The following is a 21166-nucleotide window of genomic DNA, read 5'->3' as shown; positions in this document are numbered from 1 at the left end:
TTGAGCGAACCTTCGCCTGGCTTAATCGTTGCCGTCGGCTGGCTAAAGATCGGGAAGCCTCTATCGCATCGTCAGAGGCATGGATGTTCATCTCCTCAATCAGACGTATGACACGCCGCATTGCTAGGCTGCAATTTTGAATCGGGCACTCAGATATTGGGTTCGATCTTGCCTTTGGTCTTCCCCTTGTTCTTATCCTTGGCTGTGAGCTTGTCGATATAAGCAAGAAACAGCGCCGACATGACGAAGGCCAGATGAATGATCGTGAACCACATAAGCTGGTTCGAGGTATAGGTCGTGGCGTTCAGGAAAATCTGCAACAGATGGATCGACGAGATGGCGACGATCGTCGATGCGACCTTGATTTTCAGCGAACCGGCATCAATCGTGCCCAGCCAGTGTACCTCGTCGCCTGCCTGATCAAAGCGGCTGACGAAATTTTCATAGCCGGAAATGATCACCATCACCACGAGGCTGGCTATCAGCGCCGCATCGATCAGCCCCAGTATTTTCAAAATCGTATCGGTGTCGTTCAACGACGTGGCCTTGCTGGCGAAGTCAAACAGCTTACCCGCGAAAGATACGGCGTAAATGGCCAAGGCAATAGCCAGACCCAGATAGAAAACCACCAAAAGCCAGCGCGAAGCCAGAATGATGCTTTCAATCATCAACTCAATTCGTTTCATGGAACTGTTTCCAGATTTTCATACCAGACACCTCATAAATTTGGCTTGTTTCGCAGACAAATGAACCACGCTTCGCGTGGAATAATGTGCAAAAGCCAGAATGGTGATGGCCATAGCCCATTTCAATAAGCGCTGCACACAAAGCCTATGTCTTTTCGCACAGATAGCTAATGGCAAAGCGGTCCGCCTTCAAAAAGAAACAGCATTTCTTATTTAGTGTTATAAATATTGCGTCGCTGTGACTTCAAAGCCGCTGGTCTAGACAACTCTTTCATAATATAAGGCGCCCCTGATATTTTATTGCCGCCTCGCGATAGGTGGTGTTAAAAGCGGGAACCTAATGAACATCGAGACGGCCGTGAACGACAAAGCCAGCATCTTCGATCTGGCTCCTATTTCTCTTTGGCTTGAAGACTATAGCGGTCTTCGCAAGCAGTTTGACACATGGCGGTCGGAGGGCATTACTGACCTCAAGGCTTTTCTGATGGAAGACACCAGCCGTCTTCGCATCTGCACGAGCCACATCAGGGTTCTCGCGGTCAATCGCAAGACGCTTTCGCTTTTTGAAGCGAACGACATCGACCATCTGATTGGCAATCTGGAGCGCGTGTTTCGGGAAGATATGCTGGAACCGCATATCGATGAGATGGTGCAGCTCTGGAACGGTTCCGATACATTCTACAGCAACACAATCAACTATTCGCTGACAGGTCGGCGCATCGATATCCAGCTGAAGGGTCGTATCCTGCCCGGTCATGAGCACAGCTGGGATCGTGTCCTGCTGTCGATTGAAGACGTGACCGCGCGCGAAAACGCGATGCGTGAGCAGGATCGTCACAAGCGCCATGCGCAAGGCCTGTTCGAGCATTCACCGGTATCGCTATGGGTTGAGGATTTCAGCCGCATCAAGGAACTGATGGACGATGTGCGCAACCGCGGCATTGTCGATTTCCGCGTATTCACCGATGTACACCCGGAATTCGTGCGCCAGTGCATGAGCGAAATCCGTGTACTGGAAATCAACAACGAGACGCTGGAGCTTTTCCTCGCGCCGGACAAGCCAACACTGCTGCAATCGCTGCCCCAGATTCTGCGTGGGGAAATGGAAGCGCATTTTCGCGAACAGCTGATCGACCTGTGGAACGGCATCCTGTTTCAGCGCCGCGAGGTGATCAACTACGCGCTGGATGGCACCGAACGCCATGTGCTGTTGCAGTTCTCGGTGCTACCCGGCCACGAAAACGACTGGTCGCTGGTACAGGTCGCGCTGACAGACATCACCGCGCGCAAGAAGGCAGAAGCTTATCTGGAATACCTTGGCAAGCACGACGTTCTGACCAAGCTGCACAACCGCGCCTTTTACGTGGATGAACTCAACCGGCTTGAGCGGAAGGGCCACCTGCCCGTCTCCATCATCATCATTGATCTGAATGGCCTCAAGTCCGCCAACGATCTCTGGGGACATGCTTCGGGTGACGGATTGCTGCGCCGTATCGGCGAAGTGCTGAATGAGGCCGTCAAGCTGCCGGGCCATGCCGCGCGCATAGGCGGCGACGAGTTCGCAATCGTGCTGCCTTATGTGGACGAGCGCGGCGCGGAAGCCATGGTGGAAGACATTAAGCGGCTGGTCGAAATCAACAATCAGTATTATTCGCAGCTGCAGCTCAACCTGTCCATCGGCACGGCAACCACCACGCCCGGAGAAACGCTCGAAGCCGTCGCCAAACGTGCCGATCTGCTGATGTATGAGAACAAGCGCCAGCAATATTCATCCAGAAGCGGTATGTAGGCTCTCCTGAATACCGGCGAGTATGAGATCGACCCCGGTGAGAAAATCGTCGCGGTCATCATGCGCCGAGAGTTGACTGGAAATGTCCTGCGTAAACGGAAAAATTGCGGCGTCGAGACGCGACCATTCTTCCGCCATGCCACAAAGGAATTGTTCCCGGTCGAGCCCGAATTTGCGCGCCATCGTGGCATTTGCGGCGTTTTGCCCGGCTATACCCAGAACGTAGTTCAGGAGAGCAGCGACGACCGACCATTCCTTAGCCGGAGCGACGCCAATCGCCCGAATGTGCTGGCCAAATAGTTCAATGATGCGTACCGAGGGCAATGATCCAGGCGCCTGAGCGAGGACAGATCCGATCCAGGGCCTGTTGTCGATGGCGTCGAAAATAGCGCCAGAAAAATCTCGGATCCCAGAAGACGGAGAGCCTTGGCTAGCCAAACGGGCAATGGGTTCAACGATGGCATCGCAAGCCGCGACCAACAGATCGGCCTTGTTCTCAATATGCCAATAGATGGCCCCAGAACCAGTATTCAAATGCTTTGCAAGCGCCTGAAACGTCAGCCCGTTTTCTCCGTTCCTATCCAGAATCTCGACGGCTGCATCGATAATCTGCGCCCTGGTGAGCATATCCTGTCTGCGTCTACCATCTTTTCTCATAGCCCTTCTTGACATGAATGGAATGATATTCCAACTATGGAATGACATTCCATTCATGGAGAAACGATAATGGATATTGCAATCGTCGGCGGCGGGCTCGGCGGACTCATGCTCGCACGCGTTCTTTACGTCAACGGCATTACGGCGACGGTCTATGAAGCGGACCCTTCCCATGATGCCCGACCGCAGGGCGGCATGCTCGATATCCACGACTTCAATGGCCAGCGCGCGCTCCATGATGCCGGCCTCTATGAGAGATTTTTGGAACTGGTCCACGCGGGAGGCCAACAAACCCGCGTGCTGGACAAGTACGGGTGTATTCTGATGGACAATCCGGACGACGGCACCGGAGGCCGCCCGGAAGTGCAACGTGGAGAACTGCGGCGCATCTTGCTGGAAGCGCTTCCGCCGGAAACCGTTCGGTGGGGTCACAAGCTCAGAAGCGTTGAGCCGCTCGGTATGGGACGGCATCAGCTGACCTTCGAGAACGGCTCGAGCGTGGCGGCAGATATTCTGGTGGGCGCTGACGGCGCTTGGTCAAAGGTGCGATCGCGCCTGTCGGACGTTAAGCCAACCTATTCTGGAACGACTTTCGTGGAGACATGGCTCTATAACGTGGACGTTCGTCATCCAGCCACGGCTAAGGCGGTCGGTGGTGGTTCGATGTTTGCTCTTGCGCCTGGTAAGGGCATAACGGCGCATCGCGAGCCTGGCGGTGTTTTGCATGCCTATGTGGCGCTCAACAAGCCCAAGGACTGGATCGAGCGGATCGACTTTTCCAAGCGCGAAAGCGCGATCGCAACGATTGCCGCGGAATTCGATGGCTGGGCTCCTGAGCTCAAGGCACTCATCACGGAGAGCGAGACGCCCCTGGTTGCGCGTGTCCTTCATACATTGCCGGAACACTATAGCTGGAAGAGAGTTCCGGGCGTCACCCTGGTCGGCGACGCCGCGCATCTGATGGTGCCGTCTGGAGAAGGCGCCAATCTTGCAATGTTCGATGGCGCAGAGCTTGGTAAGGCCATCGCTGGAAGTCCAGGCGATATCGAGACCGCGCTCAGCAGATATGAGACGGAGCTTTTTCCCCGGAGCCAGTTGGCCGCGGTGGAGTCAACAGCGCTTGTGCGGTTGATGTTTGGCGAAGACGCTCCTCATAATCTTGTCGACGCTTTTGCGCAGGATCGGATGGGAGCGCTTGGGGAAGAGGCCAAGCGCACCTGATCGCAGTCATCGAACTTGATGACGGATTTACCGCTTGCCCAATCCGTCACAAGCCGCGACAGCCTGCCCGATTATGAGCAACGCATCGACGTCTCACAAGCCATGATCCACCATGCTTTCGGAGCACTCCTTAGCAGGCGTTTGCTCTCTAAAATTAACTTGCTTAAATTTGTTAATAGTTCCGAGCTTTGAATTCATGTGAAAATTGGTAATGAATACAAACAAACTTTATATAGGGATAGAATTTTTCTTTAAAAAATAATACTGTTTTGAAATACTGATAATCATCATTTGATAAAAATTTTAACAAAATATAATATATAATGGATTAATATACAAAATGTACAATCAATTTCGTATGAGAAAAGATATAGAAACAATAGGAATACGTATTTTTCAATATGAGGAATATGAAGATATTAATGAAGAACTACGCAGTAAATTTATTTACGGTCGTGGTCGGAAAAATATTGTTAATGATTTAACGGAATATTGCTGGCAGGTATATCAGAAGGCAAGATATGCATCAGGGCCCGCGGAGATCGGACGCGTGTCCGATTTATGGGTGGAGCAGAATTTCATAAAGTATAACATAATAAATAAAGAAGATACTTTATGGCATCCCGATGTAATGGGAAATATACTAAAAATAGACAAATGGGCATGTATCGTTAACGATTCGTGGGTGCTTGGAGGCATTCACCGGCACGCTGATTTTAAATTATCCTCAAATCTAACTCCTGATAATTTATGGAATCATAAAAATAAATATCACATTGTATTAGCAAGAGAGATTATGGGGCTTTTGGAATTCGGCTACGAAATGGTAGAAACTAAAAATCATACAGAATTTATATGCAAAAATTACCAGAATGCCGATAGATCAGACCTGCCTAGCTATGATTCCTTGATGAAGGGAAAGCAACTTGAAGGATTCACATCAATAAGAGCATTAATACTTAATTCACAGAGAGAAGCATTACTTAATGATATTAAGAGAAAATCTCATAGTAAATTAAATACTAAATAATTTTCATTGTCGATTTGCCGCGCGTCAGATCCATCACAAGCCGCGACAGGTCATCCTGCGCGGCAATGGGCATTGCGCCGGTTATTTCCACGCCGTTGGCGGTGAAATTTTCCTGCGCAATCACGACATGATCCACAGCAGTCAACCGTGCTTTCAAAAGCGCGTGGTCGGAAAAATCGCAGGCGAAGGCAAAGCCGATCATCGGGATCACTTCGGTCTTCTCCGCCCGTCGCAGACAGGTCGCCGCCGTGCCGCCATAGGCGCGCATCAAGCCGCCGCTGCCAAGCAGAATGCCGCCGAACCAGCGGATCACAACCACAGCAATATTGTCGAGCTGCTGGCCATCTATCGCTTGCAGGATCGGCTTGCCCGCCGTGCCGCTCGGCTCGCCGTCATCGCTGAAACGATAGTTCTGCCCCATGCGCCAAGCCCAGCAATTGTGGTTGGCTGCAAGGTCCGAATGCTCGCTTAGGAAATCCTTCGCCGCCTGCTCGCTCGCGACAGGCGCAGCAATTGCCAGAAACCGACTTTTCTTGATTTCCTGACTATAGGTTTCGACGCGACTGATCGTGAACATGACAATCCTGCAACTATGATTTTGCGGCCTATCACGTTCCTGTGCAGATGACGACCCCTTACGCATTGCCCGGCATTGCGCGTACGGCGCGGAGGGTATAAGGCATTTTAGAAATGTGCTGTTTTTTTGACAGCCTTGATCTTCCCGCAATGAGTTAAGAGGCCTGCCGATGTTCGATTTGATTGTGAGAAACGCTAATCTCCCTGACGGTCGCGAGAAGCAGGACATTCTGGTCAAGGACGGCAAGATTGCCGATATAGTGCCGTCAAAGGGCGAGCATCAGGCCGCGAAGGAAATCGACGCGTCCAACCGTCTCGTGACGCCGCCTTTCGTCGACCCGCATTTCCACATGGATGCAACGCTGTCCTTGGGTCTGCCGCGTCTCAATCGTTCCGGCACGCTTCTGGAAGGGATTGCGCTTTGGGGCGAGCTGAAACCCATGCTGACCGTTGAAGCCATGGTCGAGCGCGCCTTGCGCTATTGCGACCTGGCCGTCAGCCAGGGCCTGCTGGCCATTCGCAGCCATGTCGATGTCAGCGATCCGCGTCTTCTCACTGCTGAGGCGATGATCGAGGTTCGCGAAAAGGTGAAGCCTTACATCGACCTGCAACTTGTTGCCTTCCCGCAGGACGGCTATTATCGTTCGCCGGGCGCGGTCGATCTCGTCAATCGCTCGCTCGATATGGGTCTGGACATTGTCGGCGGCATTCCGCATTTCGAGCGCACCATGGCCGATGGCGCGGCATCGCTGGAAGAACTGTGCCGCATTGCCGCCGAGCGCGGCCTGCCGGTCGATATCCATTGCGATGAAACCGACGATCCAATGTCGCGTCATGTGGAAACGCTGGCCGCGCAAACCGTGCGCTTCGGTCTTCAGGGCCGCGTGTCCGGTTCGCATCTGACATCCATGCATTCCATGGATAATTATTACGTATCCAAGCTCATTCCGCTGATCGCGGAAGCGCAGATGAACGCCATTCCCAACCCGCTCATCAACATCACGCTGCAGGGACGTGCCGACACCTATCCGAAACGTCGCGGCATGACCCGCGTGCCGGAATTGATGGCCGCTGGCGTCAACGTTGCCTTCGGTCATGATTGCGTTATGGACCCATGGTACTCGATGGGCTCCGGCGACATGCTGGAAGTGGGGCATATGGCGGTCCATGTGGCGCAGATGACGTCCATCGAAGGCAAGCGCCAGGTCTTCAACGCGCTGACCGTCAATTCGGCCAAGGCGCTTGGTCTTGAAGGCTATGGTCTCGAAAAAGGCTGCAATGCAGATTTCGTCGTATTGCAGGCGCGGGACCCGCTGGAAGCGCTGCGCCTCAAGGCCAACCGCCTGACGGTCGTGAAGCGCGGCAAGATCATTGCGGAAACCCCGCAACGTGTCAGTGCGCTCAATCTCGATGGCCGCCCGTCTTCGGTCGATGGCGCGGATTACGCACCGATCGGCTAATGCAGCAACAAACCGGTGCCTATTTTTCAAGCGAGCAATAAAAGCGCTTGAATTAAAGGCAGATTAGTCGGAAATACGAGACATTGCTTATGCTCCTCGTGAGGAGCAAGGCAATCCGTCGCGCATGGAAAGCACGCACAAACACCACCTTAAGAGGGGTCCAAATGGCCAAATTATCGAATTTTACCCGCCGCGACATTCTTGCGATGTCTGCGGCTCTCGGCGCAACTGCGATTTCCACGCGCGTTTTCGCATCGGTCGAAAAGTTGAAAGTTGCAGGCATTCACGCCTCGCCGGTTGAAAACGCCTGGAACTCCCGCCTGCACGAAGCACTGAAGCAGGCCAATGACGAAGGCGTCATCGAATATGTCTTCTCCGAAGGCGTTTCGGCGAGCGACTATCCCCGCGCCATGCGTGAATATGCCGAACAGGGCATCAAGCTGATCGTCGGCGAATCCTATGCCGTCGAGCGCGAAGCGCGTCAGGTTGCTGGCGATTATCCGCAGACGACTTTCATCATGGGTTCCTCCGGCAAGCCGCAGGGCGACAATTTCGGCGTGTTCGGCACCTGGAATTTTGAAGCAGCCTATCTTGCAGGCATGCTGGCAGGCGCGATGAGCAAGTCGGGCACTTTCGGCTCGGTCGGTGCTGTGCCGATCCCGGAAGTCAACATGCTGATGAACGCTTTCCAGGACGGTGTGAAGGAAACCCGCCCGGATGCGAAATTCATTGCATCCTTCATCGGCACCTTCTTCGATCCGCCTAAGGCGCGTGAAGCCGGTCTGGCCCAGATCGATTCCGGCGCAGACATTCTGTTCGGCGAGCGCATCGGCACCGCCGACGCTGCGAAAGAACGCGGCATCAAGGCAATCGGTTCGCTGATCGACTATACGCCGCGTTACCCGGACACCATTTTTGCTAATGCAATGTGGTACTTCCGCCCGATCCTTAATGCGGCGATTACAGATGTGAAGACCGCTCAGCCGACCGGCAAGGACTACACGCCATTCAGCCTGATGAAGGAAGGCGGCAACGACATCGTCTACGTCAAGGGCGTTGCACCGGCAGAAGCGGAAGCCAAGATGGAAGCGCGCCGCGCCGAGATCAAAGCTGGCAAGTTCGAATACAAGCCGAACGCGACTGAACCGAAGTAAGACAGCAGCAATACAGGGCGGCGGAAAGTGGCATTCGATAGCAGGCATCAGGACGCAACTGCACTCGCTCAAGCGATTGCCGGAGGCGTTTTAAGCGCGCGAGAGGCCATGGATGCCGCCCTTGAAGCCGCAGAAAAATGGCGCCCTCTGGGCGCCATTGCATATCTCGATCCTGAACTGGGCCGCACCAACGCCGCTGCCTTTGATGCAAGCGCGGACAAAGCCCCGTTTGCGGGCGTTCCATCGCTGTTCAAGGATCTGGGCGGACCTTGCGTCGGTCTGCCGATCCGGCTTGGCTCGCGCGCCTTCGAAAATGCTTCGCCGCAAATGGATTCCGAGCTTGCCAGCCGCCTGCGCAAAGCGGGCCTCAATTTCTTCGGCACCACCACCGTGCCGGAATTTGGCCTTGCGCTCGCCAGCGAACCGGAAAGCGGCCCAAAGGCGCGCCACCCCTTTGACGAAACGCTTTCGCCTGCTGGCTCATCCGGTGGCGCGGCGGCAGCCGTCGCAGCCGGGATTGTCGGCATTGCCCATGCGACCGATGCAGGCGGCTCCATTCGCGTGCCAGCCGCTGCCTGCGGTCTTGTCGGCCTGAAGCCGAGCCGGGGCGCGATGCCTGCCGGACCGCATTTCGGCAACTATCTCGCAGGCATTGCCAGCGAGTTCGCATTGTGCCGTTCGATCCGCGATGCGAAGACGCTGCTTCCGCTCGTTGAAGGCAAAACCGAAGGCTTCCTGCCCGACCCAGCAATGAGCACCGGGGAAATGCCAGAGCGCCTGCGCATCGGCTTTGTTACCGAAGACCTTGTCGCCTATCCCGTTACCGCGGAACGTATGCAGGTTGTGACCGACGCCGCCCGTTTTCTGGAGGCGCAAGGCCATGCAATCCGCGAAATCCCCGCGCAGGATTTAAGCCCGCTTATCGCTTCCAGCGCGCGGGCATTCGACCGTATCATTTCCGTCAATCTGGCCGCCGCAATCGACTTTCTGGCGATCGATCAGGAAAAGCTCGAACCGCTCACCCGCGCGGTTGCTGAGCGTGGACGCGGGTTTGACGCAACCGCGCTCTATCGGGCAATGAACGGTGCCGTCAGCGCGTCCCATATGCTATGGCAGATTTTCCGCGATATTGATGTGCTGATAACCCCGATGCTTTCCAGAGCGCCCTTGCCATTGGGCTCGTTTCCGATGAACCATGGCGATGTGGACAATCACTGGCGGAAGATGAACGAATTTGCGCCCTATGCGGCGCTGGCCAATATTTCCGGATTCCCGGCGCTTTCTCTGCCTCTCGGAGAAGATGCCGAAGGAATGCCGGTCGCCGTGCAGCTTATCGCGCCGATGGGCGCCGACAGGCTTCTTCTGAATGCCGGTCAGCGACTGGAGGAGGACGGTCGGTGGCAGCATAAATTTCCCGTTGCGGGGTTGAACCAATGACGACGACAACAGTTCTTGAACTGCAAAACATTACCAAGCGCTTCGGTGCACTGACCGCCAATGACGATATTTCGCTGAAGCTGCAACGCGGCGAAATCCTCGCATTTCTCGGCGAAAATGGCGCGGGTAAAACCACGCTGATGAACATCCTGTTTGGCCATTATGTGCCGGATGAGGGACGCGTCTTTGTGAAAGGCGTTGAAATCCCGCAGGGCAAGCCGCGCGCAGCCATCAATGCGGGCGTCGGCATGGTGCACCAGCATTTCACGCTTGCACCCAACCTCACCGTTCTGGAAAACATCATCACCGGCACCGAAAGCCTCTGGAAGCTCAAATCCTCGCATGGCGCAGCGCGAGCCAAGATCGCGCAGATTGCCGAGCGTTTTGGCCTCAAGGTCGATCCAGATGTGCGGCTTGGCGATCTGTCGGTCGGCGAACAGCAGCGCGTGGAAATCCTGAAAGCGCTCTATAACGATGCCGATGTGCTGATCCTGGACGAACCGACCGCCGTTCTGACGACGCAGGAAGCCGAAGGCCTGTTCGCGACGCTCAAAGAAATGGCGCGGCAAGGCCTGTCGCTGATCTTCATTTCGCACAAGCTGCATGAGGTTATGTCTGCCGCCGACCGGGTGATCGTGCTGCGCGGCGGCAAGCTCGTCGCCGAACGCAAGGCCTCAAAAACTTCGAAGGAAGAACTGGCTGAACTGATGGTGGGACGGCGCGTCTCGCGCCCTGCCCGCGCCGCGGCGACGCCCGGCGAAACGCTGCTAGAAGCCAGTAATGTCACTGTCGTGGAAGATGGAGTCGCCCGCCTTTCGGAACTGAATTTTCAGGTTCGTGCTGGCGAAACGCTCGGCATCATCGGTGTGTCTGGCAATGGGCAAGCAGCACTCGGACGGCTCGTTTCCGGCCTGAGCCAGCCTGCAAGCGGCGCGCTCGTCATGTTCGGGCAAACGGTCACGAAATTCGATCCGCGTCGCTTTGTGGCGGAAGGCGTCGGGCGCATCCCGGAAGACCGGAATGCGGAAGGCGCTATCGGCGATCTGACTTTGTGGGAAAACGCCATTCTGGAGCGCGTGCGCGATCCAAAATTCTCGAATGGCCTTCTGGTCAATCGCATTGCGGCGCGCGAATTCACCGACCGCATCATCAAGGATTTCGATGTGCGCGGCGGCACACCGGACAGCCGTATCCGCCTGCTTTCGGGCGGCAATATGCAGAAGCTCATTCTGGGCCGTAATCTGGAGACCGCGCCGCGCATTCTCATCGCGGCGCAGCCGACGCGTGGACTCGATGAAGGTGCGGTCGCGGCAATTCACACCCGCATTCTCGAAGCGCGCGCCAAGGGCGCTGCCGTTCTGCTGATTTCCGAAGATCTGGATGAAATCATCGGCTTGGCGGACCGTGTTCAAGCGATTGTTAAAGGCCGTCTCTCCCCTCCCATCAACGCAGAAGAAGCCAATGCGCAGAGACTGGGCCTCATGATGGCTGGCGAATGGCAGGCAAATACCATGAAGGGGCTGAATTGATGCGTATTGAACGACGCGAAACACGGCCCATGGTATTGGTGACCACAGCACCGATCATTGCGGTTCTGACCGCCTTCGTGCTTGCTGGCCTGCTGATCGCTGCTGCCGGTGCACCGGTGATCGAATCCTTCCGCCAGATCGCCATTGGCGCATTTGGCAACAAGCTTTCGATCAGCGAAACGCTGACCCGCGCCACGCCGCTGATGCTAACAGGCCTTGCCGCCGCCGTGGCCTTCCGCTCCAAGCTCTGGAACATCGGTGCTGAAGGGCAGTTCTATATGGGTGCGCTGGCGGTTGTGGCCATGGGCACGCAATTGCAGCTGCCCGCACCGCTCCTCATTCCGCTGCTGCTGATTGTCGGCGCAATTGCGGGTATGATTTTCTTGGCTATTCCGCTCGGCCTTCGTTTGCGCTTCGGCGTCGATGAAGTGGTGACAACACTGCTTTTGAACTTCGTTGCGGTGCTGTTCGTCTCCATGATGATTGAAGGGCCGATGAAAGACCCGCTGGCCTTTGGTTGGCCGCAGTCTGAACCGGTTCCGGATGCCGCCGTGCTGCCGAAAATCATGTCGGGTATGCGGCTGCATATCGGCATTCTGATCGCCATCGCGCTTGCGCTGATCGTCGCCTATGTACAGAAGCGCACCGTGTTCGGTCTTGAGACCAAGGCTGCGGGCCTTAACCCGCAAGCCGCACGTTTTGCAGGTGTTCCACTTGGAAAAACACTGGTGAAAGTCGCCTGTATTTCCGGCGGCCTTGCCGGTCTTGCAGGCGCGATCCAGGTCATGGGCGTGAAGGGCTATGTGACGACCGACCTTTCGCCGGGCTTCGGCTATTCCGGCATCATCGTCGCCATGCTTGCCAATCTGAACCCGATTGGCGCGATCTTCTCGGCGCTCTTTGCCGCCGCCATGTTCGTTGGCGCAGACGGCATGAGCCGCGCCATTGGCATTCCGAGCTTCATTGCAGATGTGACTGTGGCGCTGTCGCTCCTGACTATGCTCGTCGCTTTGTTCTTCACCCAATACAGGATCGCCCGATGAACGAGTTGATGGATATCCTGCTCTCCGCTGGCCTCTGGGTATCGGTCCTGCGCATTGCAACGCCGTTGATTTTCGGTACGCTCGGCGCGCTTTATTGCGAACGCGCCGGCGTGCTCAATCTCGGCATCGAAGGCATCATGACTTTTGGCGCGATGATTGGCTGGCTGACCGTCTTCAACGGTGCGGACCTCTGGATGGGCGTGCTCGCGGCGGCGGCTTCCGGCGCATTGTTCGGCCTGCTGCACGCAGCGCTTACCGTCCCGCTCGGCCTGTCGCAACACGTGGTCGGTCTTGGCATCACGCTGTTTGCTTCCAGCCTCAGCTATTTCCTGTTCCGCCTACTGGTGCCACTGTCTTCAACACCGCCGACAATCACGCCATTCCAGCCGGTGAACCCGTCCTTCCTTACCGATGTGCCTTTTATCGGGCAGGTATTGGGCACACAGACAGCGTTGACATGGATCGCCATTCCGCTGGCGCTGCTGCTTGGCTATGTGCTTTTCCGCACGCCGCTTGGCCTTGCTATCCGCATGACAGGCGAGAACCCGCATGCAGCCGAGGCGCAAGGTATCAACCCGATCCGTGTGCGGGTTTTCACGATCATGTTCGGCAGCGCATTGATGGCGGTTGGCGGCGCATTTCTGACGCTTTCGGCTTTCAACTCGTTCTTCCCGACCATGATGCAGGGACGCGGCTGGGTGTGTATCGCGCTCGTCGTTTTCGCATCGTGGAAACCCGTCCGCGCATTGCTGGGCGCATTGCTGTTCGCGCTGTTCGATGCGTTTCAGCTTCGCCTGCAAACGGTCTATGGCAAGGCGGTTCCTTACCAGCTTTTCCTCATGATCCCTTACATCATGTCGATTATCGCGCTGATCGTCATGGCGCGCCGCGCGCGTGTTCCTCAGGCACTGATGCAGCCTTATCGGCGCGGAGAGCGATAACCGCTTTTATCAACACAACACTGGAAACAAAAACGGCGCCCGAAGGCGCCGTTTTCTTTTATGTTGTCGAACTTATGCAGCGCTCGACTTGCTCTTTTCAAAGCGCTTGCGCTCATTCGGATCGAGATAGAGCTTGCGAAGACGGATCGACTTCGGCGTCACTTCGACCAGTTCGTCGTCCTGAATCCACGACAGGGCGCGTTCCAGCGTCATCTTAATCGGCGGGGTGAGCTTCACAGCTTCATCCTTGCCTGCGGCGCGGATGTTGGTGAGCTTCTTGCCTTTGAGCACGTTGACTTCGAGATCGTTGTCACGGCTATGGATGCCGATCAGCATGCCCTGATAGACCTTGACGCCAGCGTCGATAATCATCGGGCCGCGATCTTCCAGGTTGAACAATGCGTAGGCAACTGCTTCGCCCTGATCGTTGGAAATCAGAACGCCGTTGTTACGGCCAGAGATTTCGCCCTTGTATGGCTGATAATCGTGGAACAGGCGGTTCATGATCGCCGTGCCGCGCGTATCGGTCAGAAGTTCCGACTGATAGCCGATCAGGCCGCGCGTCGGCGCGTAGAACACCATGCGCACGCGGTTGCCGCCGGAAGGACGCAGCTCGACCATTTCGGCCTTGCGTTCAGACATCTTCTGAACAACGGTGCCCGAATATTCCTCATCCACGTCGATGACGACTTCTTCGATCGGCTCAAGCTTCTCGCCGTTTTCGCCGTCTTTCATGACGACGCGCGGGCGCGAAACGCCAAGTTCGAAACCTTCGCGGCGCATGTTTTCGATCAGAACTGCAAGCTGCAATTCACCACGACCGGAAACGAAGAACGAATCTTTTTCGTTCGATTCTTCGATCTTGAGCGCAACATTGCCTTCTGCTTCCTTGAGCAGACGGTCACGAATAACGCGGCTCGTCACCTTGTCGCCTTCCGTGCCAGCATAAGGGCTGTCGTTGACGATGAAGGACATGGTCACGGTCGGCGGATCGATTGGTTGAGCAGCGAGAGGCTCGCTGACCGAAGGATCGCAGAACGTGTCAGCAACCGTGCCCTTGGAAAGACCGGCAATAGCAACGATGTCGCCTGCCTGTGCTTCGTCGATGGCCTGACGCTCAATGCCACGGAATGCGAGGATCTTCGAGATACGGCCGGTTTCGAGCAGCGAACCGTCCTGACCCAGAACCTTGACGGCCTGGTTCGACTTGATCGAGCCGGAATGAATACGACCGGTGATGATACGACCAAGGAACGGATCGGCTTCGAGGATCGTACCGATCATGCGGAACGGGCCTTCGGCAACCTTGGGCGCCGGAACGTGCTTGAGCACGAGGTCGAACAGCGGAGCCAGACCTTCGTCCTGCGGGCCTTCCGGGTTCAGTGCCATCCAGCCGTTGCGGCCAGAGCCGTACAGGATCGGGAAGTCGAGCTGTTCGTCGGTCGCGTCGAGATTGGCGAAAAGGTCGAAGACTTCGTTGATGACTTCTTCATGACGGCCATCAGGGCGGTCGATCTTGTTGATCGCAACGATCGGACGCAGACCAACCTTCAGCGCCTTGCCAACGACGAACTTCGTCTGCGGCATCGGGCCTTCAGCGGCGTCGACAAGAACGATAGCGCCGTCCACCATCGAGAGGATACGTTCAACTTCACCGCCGAAGTCGGCGTGGCCGGGCGTGTCGACGATGTTGATACGGGTATTCTTCCAGACAACCGAGGTCGCTTTGGCGAGAATGGTGATCCCGCGTTCCTTTTCGATGTCGTTGGAGTCCATCATGCGTTCTGCAACGCGCTGGTTGTCGCGGAACGAGCCGGACTGCTTCAGGAGTTCATCGACCAGTGTGGTTTTGCCATGATCGACGTGTGCGATAATAGCGATATTACGCAATTCCATATGGAGATCACTTCTATATGAGTTGGGAGCCGCGCCAACAGACCCGCGCGGAAAATCAATGCGGCGCTCTTACAGGTTTTTTTGCGTTTTAGAAAGGGGCAGCGCGACACTGCCCCTTATTTCTCGCGAAAAACCGTTGTTTAGCGGCGTTTTTACACCGTCATTCTGTCAGTTTTTTGTCAGTATCAGCACCATGTTGGCGCTGGGCGTTACAACAAAGTGCCGGAAAGAATGACAATGGCGACGCTGAAATAAATGACCAGACCGGTCACATCGACCAATGTCGCCACGAATGGCGCAGATGCACTGGCAGGATCAAAGCCCAGCCGTTTCAGCACAAAGGGCAGCATGGAGCCGGTCAGCGAACCGAACATCACGATACAGACGAGCGCCATGCCGACGGTTAGAGCGACCAGCATCCAGTGCTCGCCGTAGTCATAGATGCCGATCATCTGCCACACGGCAATGCGGACAATGCCGATCAGGCCGAGGAAACTGCCAAGCGCAAGACCTGTGGGCAGTTCGCGGAGCGCGACACGCCACCAGTCCTTGAGTTTCACTTCCTGCAAAGCGAGCGCACGGATGATCAGCGACGTTGCCTGCGAACCGGAATTGCCGCCCGACGACATGATGAGCGGAATGAACAGCGTCAGAACGAGCGCTTTTTCCAGTTCCATTTCGAAATGCTGCATGGCGCTTGCCGTCAGCATCTCGCCCAGAAACAGAACGCCCAGCCAGCCAGCGCGTTTTTTCAGCATTTCACCAAAGCCGATGCGCATATAGGGCTTGTCCAGCGCCTCCATACCACCGAAACGATAGGCGTCTTCGCTGGCGTCTTCGGTAATAGCGTCAAGCACGTCGTCCACCGTCACAATGCCGATGATATGGCGGCTTTCATCCACGACAGGCACGGCCAGAAGGTCGTGCTTGCGGAACAGACGCGCGACATCTTCGCGGCTGGTGAGCGGCGAAATGGTGATCGGCTCTTCATCGCGGACAATCGACAGAATTGGCTCTTCCGGCTGACGGATAATCAGGCGGCGAAGGCTGACCACGCCTTCCAGAGCGCGTGTCTTCGGATCGACCACATAGATCGCATAGACGGTTTCGCGTGTGCGTTCGACCTTGCGAATGTGATCGAGTGTCTCGGCCACATTCCAGTTCGATGGAACGGCGATGAATTCGGTCGTCATGAGGGAACCTGCCGTATTCGGCGGGTAGCCCATGAGTTTTTTCAGATTGGCCTTGGTTTCCGGGGCCAGAATAGGGAACAGACGCGCACGGTCGCTCTCGTCGAGTTCCTGAAACACGTCCGTCGAGCGGTCGGCTGACATGCCGTCCAGAAGGAGGCTCGCAAGCCCCGGCGCAAGCGCCGCTACGATTTCGGCAGTACGATGCAGCTCCGGCTGGTCGAGCAGGCGGATGGCATCTTCATGGGTGAGCTGTCCGAAGACGGAGATTGCGTCATCATCTTCGAGCTCGTTCAATAGCTCAACGGCATCGCCCGTATGCATATCGGCGATACGCGCAGCAATTGCAGCCGCCGGGAGGTCGGCGACATCGAGCACTTCCGGAGAGAAGTTGGTGTCGGTCATTAAGCTTGCCTTTCCGTCGATCCGCCGTCAAAGGCAGATCGTGCAAGCTGACCTCAAGCGATCAGTACACGGCTACCTTGACGGCTGACACAATCGACTGTGACTGTCGCTGGGCATAAGAGAATAAAACTCCGGTTGAAGATTGCTGCCGCAAAGAGATTTCGGACAGCCAGCGTGATGTGCGCTTGGTCGCCCCTAAAGTCAAGCCCCACGCGGCAATCTGAAGAGGTTTTTGCGGGCAAGGTGTCCAACGCAGTCGTCTGGCATCTGAGCCGTAAAAGCCGGTCGAACACCCTTGCTCACCCGGCATTCACATCCTAAGTCTGGATGATCGAATTCATTTGATCCGGAGTTACATGATGTCCGACAAGCCCACCTATAATCACGCGCTCACAGACTGGAACGGACCGCTGGGCCTGCCGGATTTCACCGCATTCGAGGACGACGATTTCGCGCCCGCTTTCGATGTTGCGCTCGCCGCCGATCTCGCCGAAGTGGAAGCCATCGCCAACGCGACCGGCGAAGCGACCATCGAAAACACGTTGAAAGCCTTGCAGCTGACAGGAAAGGCGCTGGACCATGTGTCAGCCATTTTCTGGATGCGGGCAGGCGCCCATAGCAACGACGCGATTCAAGCGCTGGAGCGGGAAATCGCGCCGAAAATGTCGCGTCATTATTCGCGCATCATGATGGACCCTGCCCTCTTCGCCCGTATCGACGCGCTTTATGACAATCGCGATCTGCTCGATCTCGACACGGAAACCAAACGCGTGCTGGAAAAGACCTGGAAGGGTTTTGTCCGGTCCGGCGCGAAACTCGATGAAGCAGGCAAGGCTGAACTCGCTGGCATCAACGAAAAGCTTGCCGGCCTCGGCGCACGCTTCGGCCAGAACGTGCTGAAAGACGAGTCGAGCTGGGCGCTGTTCATTACCGATGAAGCTGATCTGGCCGGGCTGCCGGATTTTCTGAAAAACGCCATGCAGAGCGCCGCGAGCGAACGCGGCAAGCCAGATGCTCATGCGGTTACGCTGTCGCGTTCCATCGTCGAACCCTTCCTCACCTTTTCGGAAAATCGCGCCTTGCGCGAGCAGGCCTTCAACGCCTGGGCCAAGCGCGGCGAGAATGGCAATGAGTCTGATAATGGCGAAATCGTGCGCGAGATGGTCGAGCTGCGCGAGCGCAAGGCCCATCTGCTCGGCTATGCCAATTTTGCAGCCTACAAGCTGGACGACACCATGGCCAAGACGCCAAAGGCGGTCATGGACCTGTTGGAACCGGTGTGGGACAAGGCGCGCGCCAAGGCTGCGGAAGAACAGGCTGAACTTGAACGCCTGATTGCTGCCGATGGTGGCAATCACAAGGTCGCGCCGTGGGACTGGCGTTTCTACGCAGAGAAGCTGCGCGCTGAACGCTTTGCCTTCGATGAGGCCGAGCTGAAGCCTTACCTGCAACTGGAAAAGATCATCGAAGCGAGTTTCGATGTCGCCACCCGCCTCTTCGGCATTCGCTTTGAAGAAAAGAAGGGCATTGCCGCCTGGCATCCCGACGTGCGCGTGTTTCAGGTTTTCAATCCGGATGGCAGCGAACGCGGCCTGTTCCTCGGCGATTATTTTGCCCGAACATCGAAACGTTCAGGCGCGTGGATGAGCGCGCTGCAATCCAGCCACAAGCTCGACGGCGGCCAGAAGCCAATCATCTACAATGTGATGAATTTCGCCAAGCCCAAGGCCGGCGAGCCTGCTTTGCTATCGCTTGATGATGCCCGTACGCTGTTCCACGAGTTTGGCCATGCGCTGCACGGCCTTTTGTCGGATGTGACGTGGCCTGCCGTTTCCGGCACTGCCGTATCGCGCGACTTCGTGGAACTGCCGTCGCAGCTTTATGAACATTGGCTGACCGTGCCTGCCGTTCTGGAAAAATATGCCGTGCATTACCGCACCGGCGAAGCGATGCCCAAGGCGCTACTCGACAAGATTCTGGCGGCGCGTTCGTTCAATGCCGGGTTCAACACGGTCGAATTTACCGCGTCTGCTCTGGTCGACATGGCGTTCCATACCGGCAACGAAAAGATCGCCGATCCGCTTTCCTTCGAGGCAAAGACGCTCGAAAAGCTGTCCATGCCTGACGCGATCATCATGCGCCACCGCACGCCGCATTTCACGCATGTGTTCTCCGGCGACGGCTACTCCGCCGGTTACTATTCCTACATGTGGTCGGAAGTGCTGGATGCGGATGCGTTTTCGGCCTTTGAAGAAACCGGCGACGCTTTCAACCCGGAACTCGCTGCCAAGCTGAAGCAGCATATTTATGCTGCGGGCGGCAGCCGCGACCCGGAAGATCTGTACAAGGCATTCCGCGGCAAGATGCCGACGCCGGATGCGATGATTGAAAAGCGCGGATTGAACTAAAGAAAAGGGCCGGGAAACCGGCCTTTTTTATCACTAATGACTGAGAATATTGACCAGCCGTCCATAGGGATCGCGGACAAAGAATCGGCGAACGCCCCATTCCTCGTCAGCTGGACCATATGCGATGGCAAACCCGGCTGTAACGCAACGCTCTAGCGTGGCGTCCACATCGTCCACCTCGATGGAGAGATCTGGCACCGGGGTCCCCGATCCGCCTTCGGTCGCGAACGCGACTTGCACGCGCGCCTGCGCGTCGGCTGCATAGGTAACAATCCAGCCGTGATCCATCACCACATCGAGGCCCAGAACCTCGCCATAGAACCGCTTGGCCGCAGCCGGGTCATCCGTGGCGATATTGGCAACGATGCGGCGGACAGCCATCAGTATTCGCCGAGCTTGATATCCGGCGTGTAGTCAACGCCGTCGACTTCCTTCACGACCGGCTGGCCGCACTGCATCACGCCTGTTGCCGCGTTGAAAGCATAAGTCGGCGAGCCATAGAGCTGCCAACCCTTATTGAGCGCCGCCGTAACGCGATGACAAAATGCGGAATCATCCGGTCCGGTGATGAAACGATAGAGCTTCATGGTCAGTCTTCCTTTGTTAAATTTTTAGACCCGCTTGAGTTCTTTGGTATCACGCATTTCCAAACGCAAAACCGTTTCAGGCCTTTGCTGGAAATGCTTTCGCGAGCAGTTTTTCGGCCATTTCCAGATGCAGGCGTTCGATCATCTGGCCATCGAGCGACACAACGCCCTTATCCGCATTTTCCGGCTGCGCAAACAGTTGCACGACGGCTCGCGCATGCGCCACTTCCTCATCCGTTGGCGAGAAGGCGCGGTTGGCCGCTTCAATCTGGTGCGGATGAATCAACGTCTTGCCATCAAAGCCCATCGCTGCCCCCTGCAGACATTCAGCCTCGAAGCCGACAGAATCGCGAAAATCGTTAAAGACGCCGTCAAGAACGGTAAAACCGCCAGCACGCGCCGCGAGAATGATCTGCATCAGCCACGGCACCAGATAAGGCCGCCCGGGCTGCAGACGAACGCCGGTTTCGCGCGCAATATCGTTCGGGCCGACCACGAAACAGGCGAGCCGTACTGCCGAGCGATGGCCGAGCATGGCAATCTCGTCGGCATTCAGGATGCCGCGCGGGGTTTCGATCATAGCCCAAACGCCGACAGTTGGGTCGGCATCCTTGCGGTCAAGCCGGTTGGCTGCATCGATAATGTCCTGCGGGCGCTCCACTTTTGGCAGAAGAACGGCGTCGGCACCCATGTCGGCGGCAGCCGCAACATCATCCTCGCCCCATGGTGTCTCGCCGGAATTAACGCGAATGATCCGCTCAAAGGCCGCTTTCGGATGCGTGGCAAAATGCGCGGCCAATGCCTCGCGCGCCGATTGCTTTGCCTCTGGTGCGACGGAATCTTCCAGATCGTAAATCACGCAATCTGCGGCAAGCGTCAGCGATTTCTCCAGCGCGCGTGCATTGGCAGCGGGGACAAACAGAACGGAGCGACGGGGGCGAGCGATTGTTTTCATAGCCGATTTGTGCACGGAACCGCGCTACGGTGCAAGCCTCCGACGCCGGTTAAACACCCCTCCAAAGCAGGGGCTTGAAATCCGGGCCCTGCCCTCCTATTTTCCAGCCTTCGGTTGAATGCGCCAGCCGCCCGCAGGTTTCAAGCCACGGTAAAGCATTCGTAGTAAACGTTCCTGTCCCGTGACGGCAGAAACGGCAATG

18 protein-coding genes and 1 pseudogene are annotated in these 21166 nt (G+C 56.4%); 11 read left to right on the top strand and 8 right to left on the bottom strand.

The features are described 5' to 3' along the window. Positions 1–140: pseudogene (locus JAU75_RS11080) on the top strand (IS5/IS1182 family transposase); the annotation flags it as partial. Positions 141–149: 9 nt separating this feature from the next. Here the strand turns inward: JAU75_RS11080 and JAU75_RS11075 are convergent. Further along, positions 150–686 (bottom strand): TIGR00645 family protein, encoded by a 537-nt coding sequence (locus tag JAU75_RS11075; protein WP_199056574.1) that lies wholly within the window; start codon positions 684–686, stop codon positions 150–152. A gap of 340 nt (positions 687–1026) precedes the next feature. Between JAU75_RS11075 and JAU75_RS11070 the strand changes: the two genes are divergently transcribed. Next, positions 1027–2475 carry a GGDEF domain-containing protein gene (locus JAU75_RS11070; RefSeq protein WP_199056573.1) on the top strand — a complete coding sequence of 483 codons (1449 nt, stop codon included), beginning with the start codon at positions 1027–1029 and terminating at the stop codon, positions 2473–2475. Here the strand turns inward: JAU75_RS11070 and JAU75_RS11065 are convergent. Beyond that, the gene (locus JAU75_RS11065; RefSeq protein ID WP_247880452.1) at positions 2455–3102 is read right to left on the bottom strand and encodes a TetR/AcrR family transcriptional regulator; all 648 of its coding nucleotides are present in this window, start codon (positions 3100–3102) and stop codon (positions 2455–2457) included. The two genes, JAU75_RS11070 and JAU75_RS11065, sit on opposite strands and share 21 nt — an antisense overlap. A gap of 99 nt (positions 3103–3201) precedes the next feature. Between JAU75_RS11065 and JAU75_RS11060 the strand changes: the two genes are divergently transcribed. Next, positions 3202–4353, top strand: a complete 1152-nt coding sequence (locus JAU75_RS11060; RefSeq protein WP_199056572.1) for an NAD(P)/FAD-dependent oxidoreductase — start codon at positions 3202–3204, stop codon at positions 4351–4353. 340 nt (positions 4354–4693) lie between these two features. Then, positions 4694–5383, top strand: a complete 690-nt coding sequence (locus JAU75_RS11055; RefSeq protein WP_199056571.1) for a hypothetical protein — start codon at positions 4694–4696, stop codon at positions 5381–5383. On the opposite strand, the gene JAU75_RS11050 is transcribed toward JAU75_RS11055, so the two are convergent. Beyond that, complete coding sequence (locus JAU75_RS11050; protein ID WP_199056570.1) at positions 5376–5960, bottom strand: YigZ family protein; 585 nt, start codon at positions 5958–5960, stop codon at positions 5376–5378. The genes JAU75_RS11055 and JAU75_RS11050 overlap by 8 nt on opposite strands. Before the next feature lie 169 nt (positions 5961–6129). Between JAU75_RS11050 and JAU75_RS11045 the strand changes: the two genes are divergently transcribed. The 6 genes from JAU75_RS11045 (at position 6130) to JAU75_RS11020 (ending at position 13523) form a co-directional block, all read left to right on the top strand. Further along, positions 6130–7419, top strand: coding sequence for an amidohydrolase family protein (locus tag JAU75_RS11045; RefSeq protein ID WP_199056569.1), 1290 nt, complete (start codon positions 6130–6132; stop codon positions 7417–7419). Between the two features lie 164 nt (positions 7420–7583). Beyond that, on the top strand, positions 7584–8573 hold the full coding sequence (locus tag JAU75_RS11040) for a BMP family protein (protein ID WP_199056568.1): 990 nt from the start codon (positions 7584–7586) through the stop codon (positions 8571–8573). 27 nt (positions 8574–8600) lie between these two features. Next, the gene (locus JAU75_RS11035) at positions 8601–10010 is read left to right on the top strand and encodes an amidase (protein ID WP_371836152.1); all 1410 of its coding nucleotides are present in this window, start codon (positions 8601–8603) and stop codon (positions 10008–10010) included. After that, complete coding sequence (locus tag JAU75_RS11030) at positions 10007–11539, top strand: ABC transporter ATP-binding protein (protein WP_199056567.1); 1533 nt, start codon at positions 10007–10009, stop codon at positions 11537–11539. The genes JAU75_RS11035 and JAU75_RS11030 overlap by 4 nt, the downstream gene beginning before the upstream one ends. Beyond that, entirely contained in the window at positions 11539–12582 is a 1044-nt protein-coding gene (locus JAU75_RS11025) for an ABC transporter permease (RefSeq protein WP_199056566.1), read from the top strand. Before JAU75_RS11030 ends, JAU75_RS11025 begins: the two co-directional genes overlap by 1 nt. Next, on the top strand, positions 12579–13523 hold the full coding sequence (locus JAU75_RS11020) for an ABC transporter permease (RefSeq protein ID WP_199056565.1): 945 nt from the start codon (positions 12579–12581) through the stop codon (positions 13521–13523). Before JAU75_RS11025 ends, JAU75_RS11020 begins: the two co-directional genes overlap by 4 nt. 72 nt (positions 13524–13595) lie before the next feature. On the opposite strand, the gene typA is transcribed toward JAU75_RS11020, so the two are convergent. After that, positions 13596–15419 (bottom strand): translational GTPase TypA, encoded by a 1824-nt coding sequence (gene typA / locus JAU75_RS11015; protein ID WP_109367294.1) that lies wholly within the window; start codon positions 15417–15419, stop codon positions 13596–13598. A 209-nt stretch (positions 15420–15628) separates the two neighbouring features. Beyond that, a complete protein-coding gene (mgtE, locus tag JAU75_RS11010; protein WP_199056564.1) occupies positions 15629–17014 on the bottom strand; it encodes a magnesium transporter in 1386 nt (461 codons plus the stop codon). 359 nt (positions 17015–17373) lie between these two features. Between mgtE and JAU75_RS11005 the strand changes: the two genes are divergently transcribed. After that, a complete protein-coding gene (locus tag JAU75_RS11005; RefSeq protein ID WP_199056563.1) occupies positions 17374–19422 on the top strand; it encodes a M3 family metallopeptidase in 2049 nt (682 codons plus the stop codon). A gap of 33 nt (positions 19423–19455) precedes the next feature. Here JAU75_RS11005 and JAU75_RS11000 read toward each other — a convergent pair whose 3' ends face one another. The 3 genes from JAU75_RS11000 to JAU75_RS10990 all read right to left on the bottom strand — a co-directional run bounded on the left by JAU75_RS11000 (position 19456) and on the right by JAU75_RS10990 (position 20964). After that, entirely contained in the window at positions 19456–19803 is a 348-nt protein-coding gene (locus tag JAU75_RS11000; RefSeq protein WP_199056562.1) for a VOC family protein, read from the bottom strand. Next, the gene (locus JAU75_RS10995; RefSeq protein ID WP_078336905.1) at positions 19803–20009 is read right to left on the bottom strand and encodes a DUF1737 domain-containing protein; all 207 of its coding nucleotides are present in this window, start codon (positions 20007–20009) and stop codon (positions 19803–19805) included. The genes JAU75_RS11000 and JAU75_RS10995 overlap by 1 nt, the downstream gene beginning before the upstream one ends. Positions 20010–20085: 76 nt before the next feature. Beyond that, complete coding sequence (locus JAU75_RS10990; protein WP_199056561.1) at positions 20086–20964, bottom strand: CoA ester lyase; 879 nt, start codon at positions 20962–20964, stop codon at positions 20086–20088. Between the last annotated feature and the right edge of the window lie 202 nt (positions 20965–21166).

The organism is Ochrobactrum sp. Q0168, assembly GCF_016427605.1.
Taxonomy (GTDB): domain Bacteria; phylum Pseudomonadota; class Alphaproteobacteria; order Rhizobiales; family Rhizobiaceae; genus Brucella.
The sequence above is the reverse complement of the archived record's forward strand: the minus strand, read 5'-3'. Positions and strand labels throughout refer to the sequence as shown.

Coding starts and splice junctions, on each gene's coding strand:
- JAU75_RS11000 (WP_199056562.1), bottom strand. CDS start 19,803: ATGGCTGTCCGCCGCATCGTTGCCAATATCGCCACGGATGACCCGGCT.
- JAU75_RS11075 (WP_199056574.1), bottom strand. CDS start 686: ATGAAACGAATTGAGTTGATGATTGAAAGCATCATTCTGGCTTCGCGC.
- JAU75_RS11025 (WP_199056566.1), top strand. CDS start 11,539: ATGCGTATTGAACGACGCGAAACACGGCCCATGGTATTGGTGACCACA.
- JAU75_RS11055 (WP_199056571.1), top strand. CDS start 4,694: ATGTACAATCAATTTCGTATGAGAAAAGATATAGAAACAATAGGAATA.
- JAU75_RS11060 (WP_199056572.1), top strand. CDS start 3,202: ATGGATATTGCAATCGTCGGCGGCGGGCTCGGCGGACTCATGCTCGCA.
- JAU75_RS11005 (WP_199056563.1), top strand. CDS start 17,374: ATGTCCGACAAGCCCACCTATAATCACGCGCTCACAGACTGGAACGGA.
- JAU75_RS11050 (WP_199056570.1), bottom strand. CDS start 5,960: ATGTTCACGATCAGTCGCGTCGAAACCTATAGTCAGGAAATCAAGAAA.
- JAU75_RS10995 (WP_078336905.1), bottom strand. CDS start 20,009: ATGAAGCTCTATCGTTTCATCACCGGACCGGATGATTCCGCATTTTGT.
- JAU75_RS11045 (WP_199056569.1), top strand. CDS start 6,130: ATGTTCGATTTGATTGTGAGAAACGCTAATCTCCCTGACGGTCGCGAG.
- JAU75_RS11070 (WP_199056573.1), top strand. CDS start 1,027: ATGAACATCGAGACGGCCGTGAACGACAAAGCCAGCATCTTCGATCTG.
- JAU75_RS10990 (WP_199056561.1), bottom strand. CDS start 20,964: ATGAAAACAATCGCTCGCCCCCGTCGCTCCGTTCTGTTTGTCCCCGCT.
- mgtE (WP_199056564.1), bottom strand. CDS start 17,014: ATGACCGACACCAACTTCTCTCCGGAAGTGCTCGATGTCGCCGACCTC.
- JAU75_RS11040 (WP_199056568.1), top strand. CDS start 7,584: ATGGCCAAATTATCGAATTTTACCCGCCGCGACATTCTTGCGATGTCT.
- typA (WP_109367294.1), bottom strand. CDS start 15,419: ATGGAATTGCGTAATATCGCTATTATCGCACACGTCGATCATGGCAAA.
- JAU75_RS11065 (WP_247880452.1), bottom strand. CDS start 3,102: ATGCTCACCAGGGCGCAGATTATCGATGCAGCCGTCGAGATTCTGGAT.
- JAU75_RS11020 (WP_199056565.1), top strand. CDS start 12,579: ATGAACGAGTTGATGGATATCCTGCTCTCCGCTGGCCTCTGGGTATCG.
- JAU75_RS11030 (WP_199056567.1), top strand. CDS start 10,007: ATGACGACGACAACAGTTCTTGAACTGCAAAACATTACCAAGCGCTTC.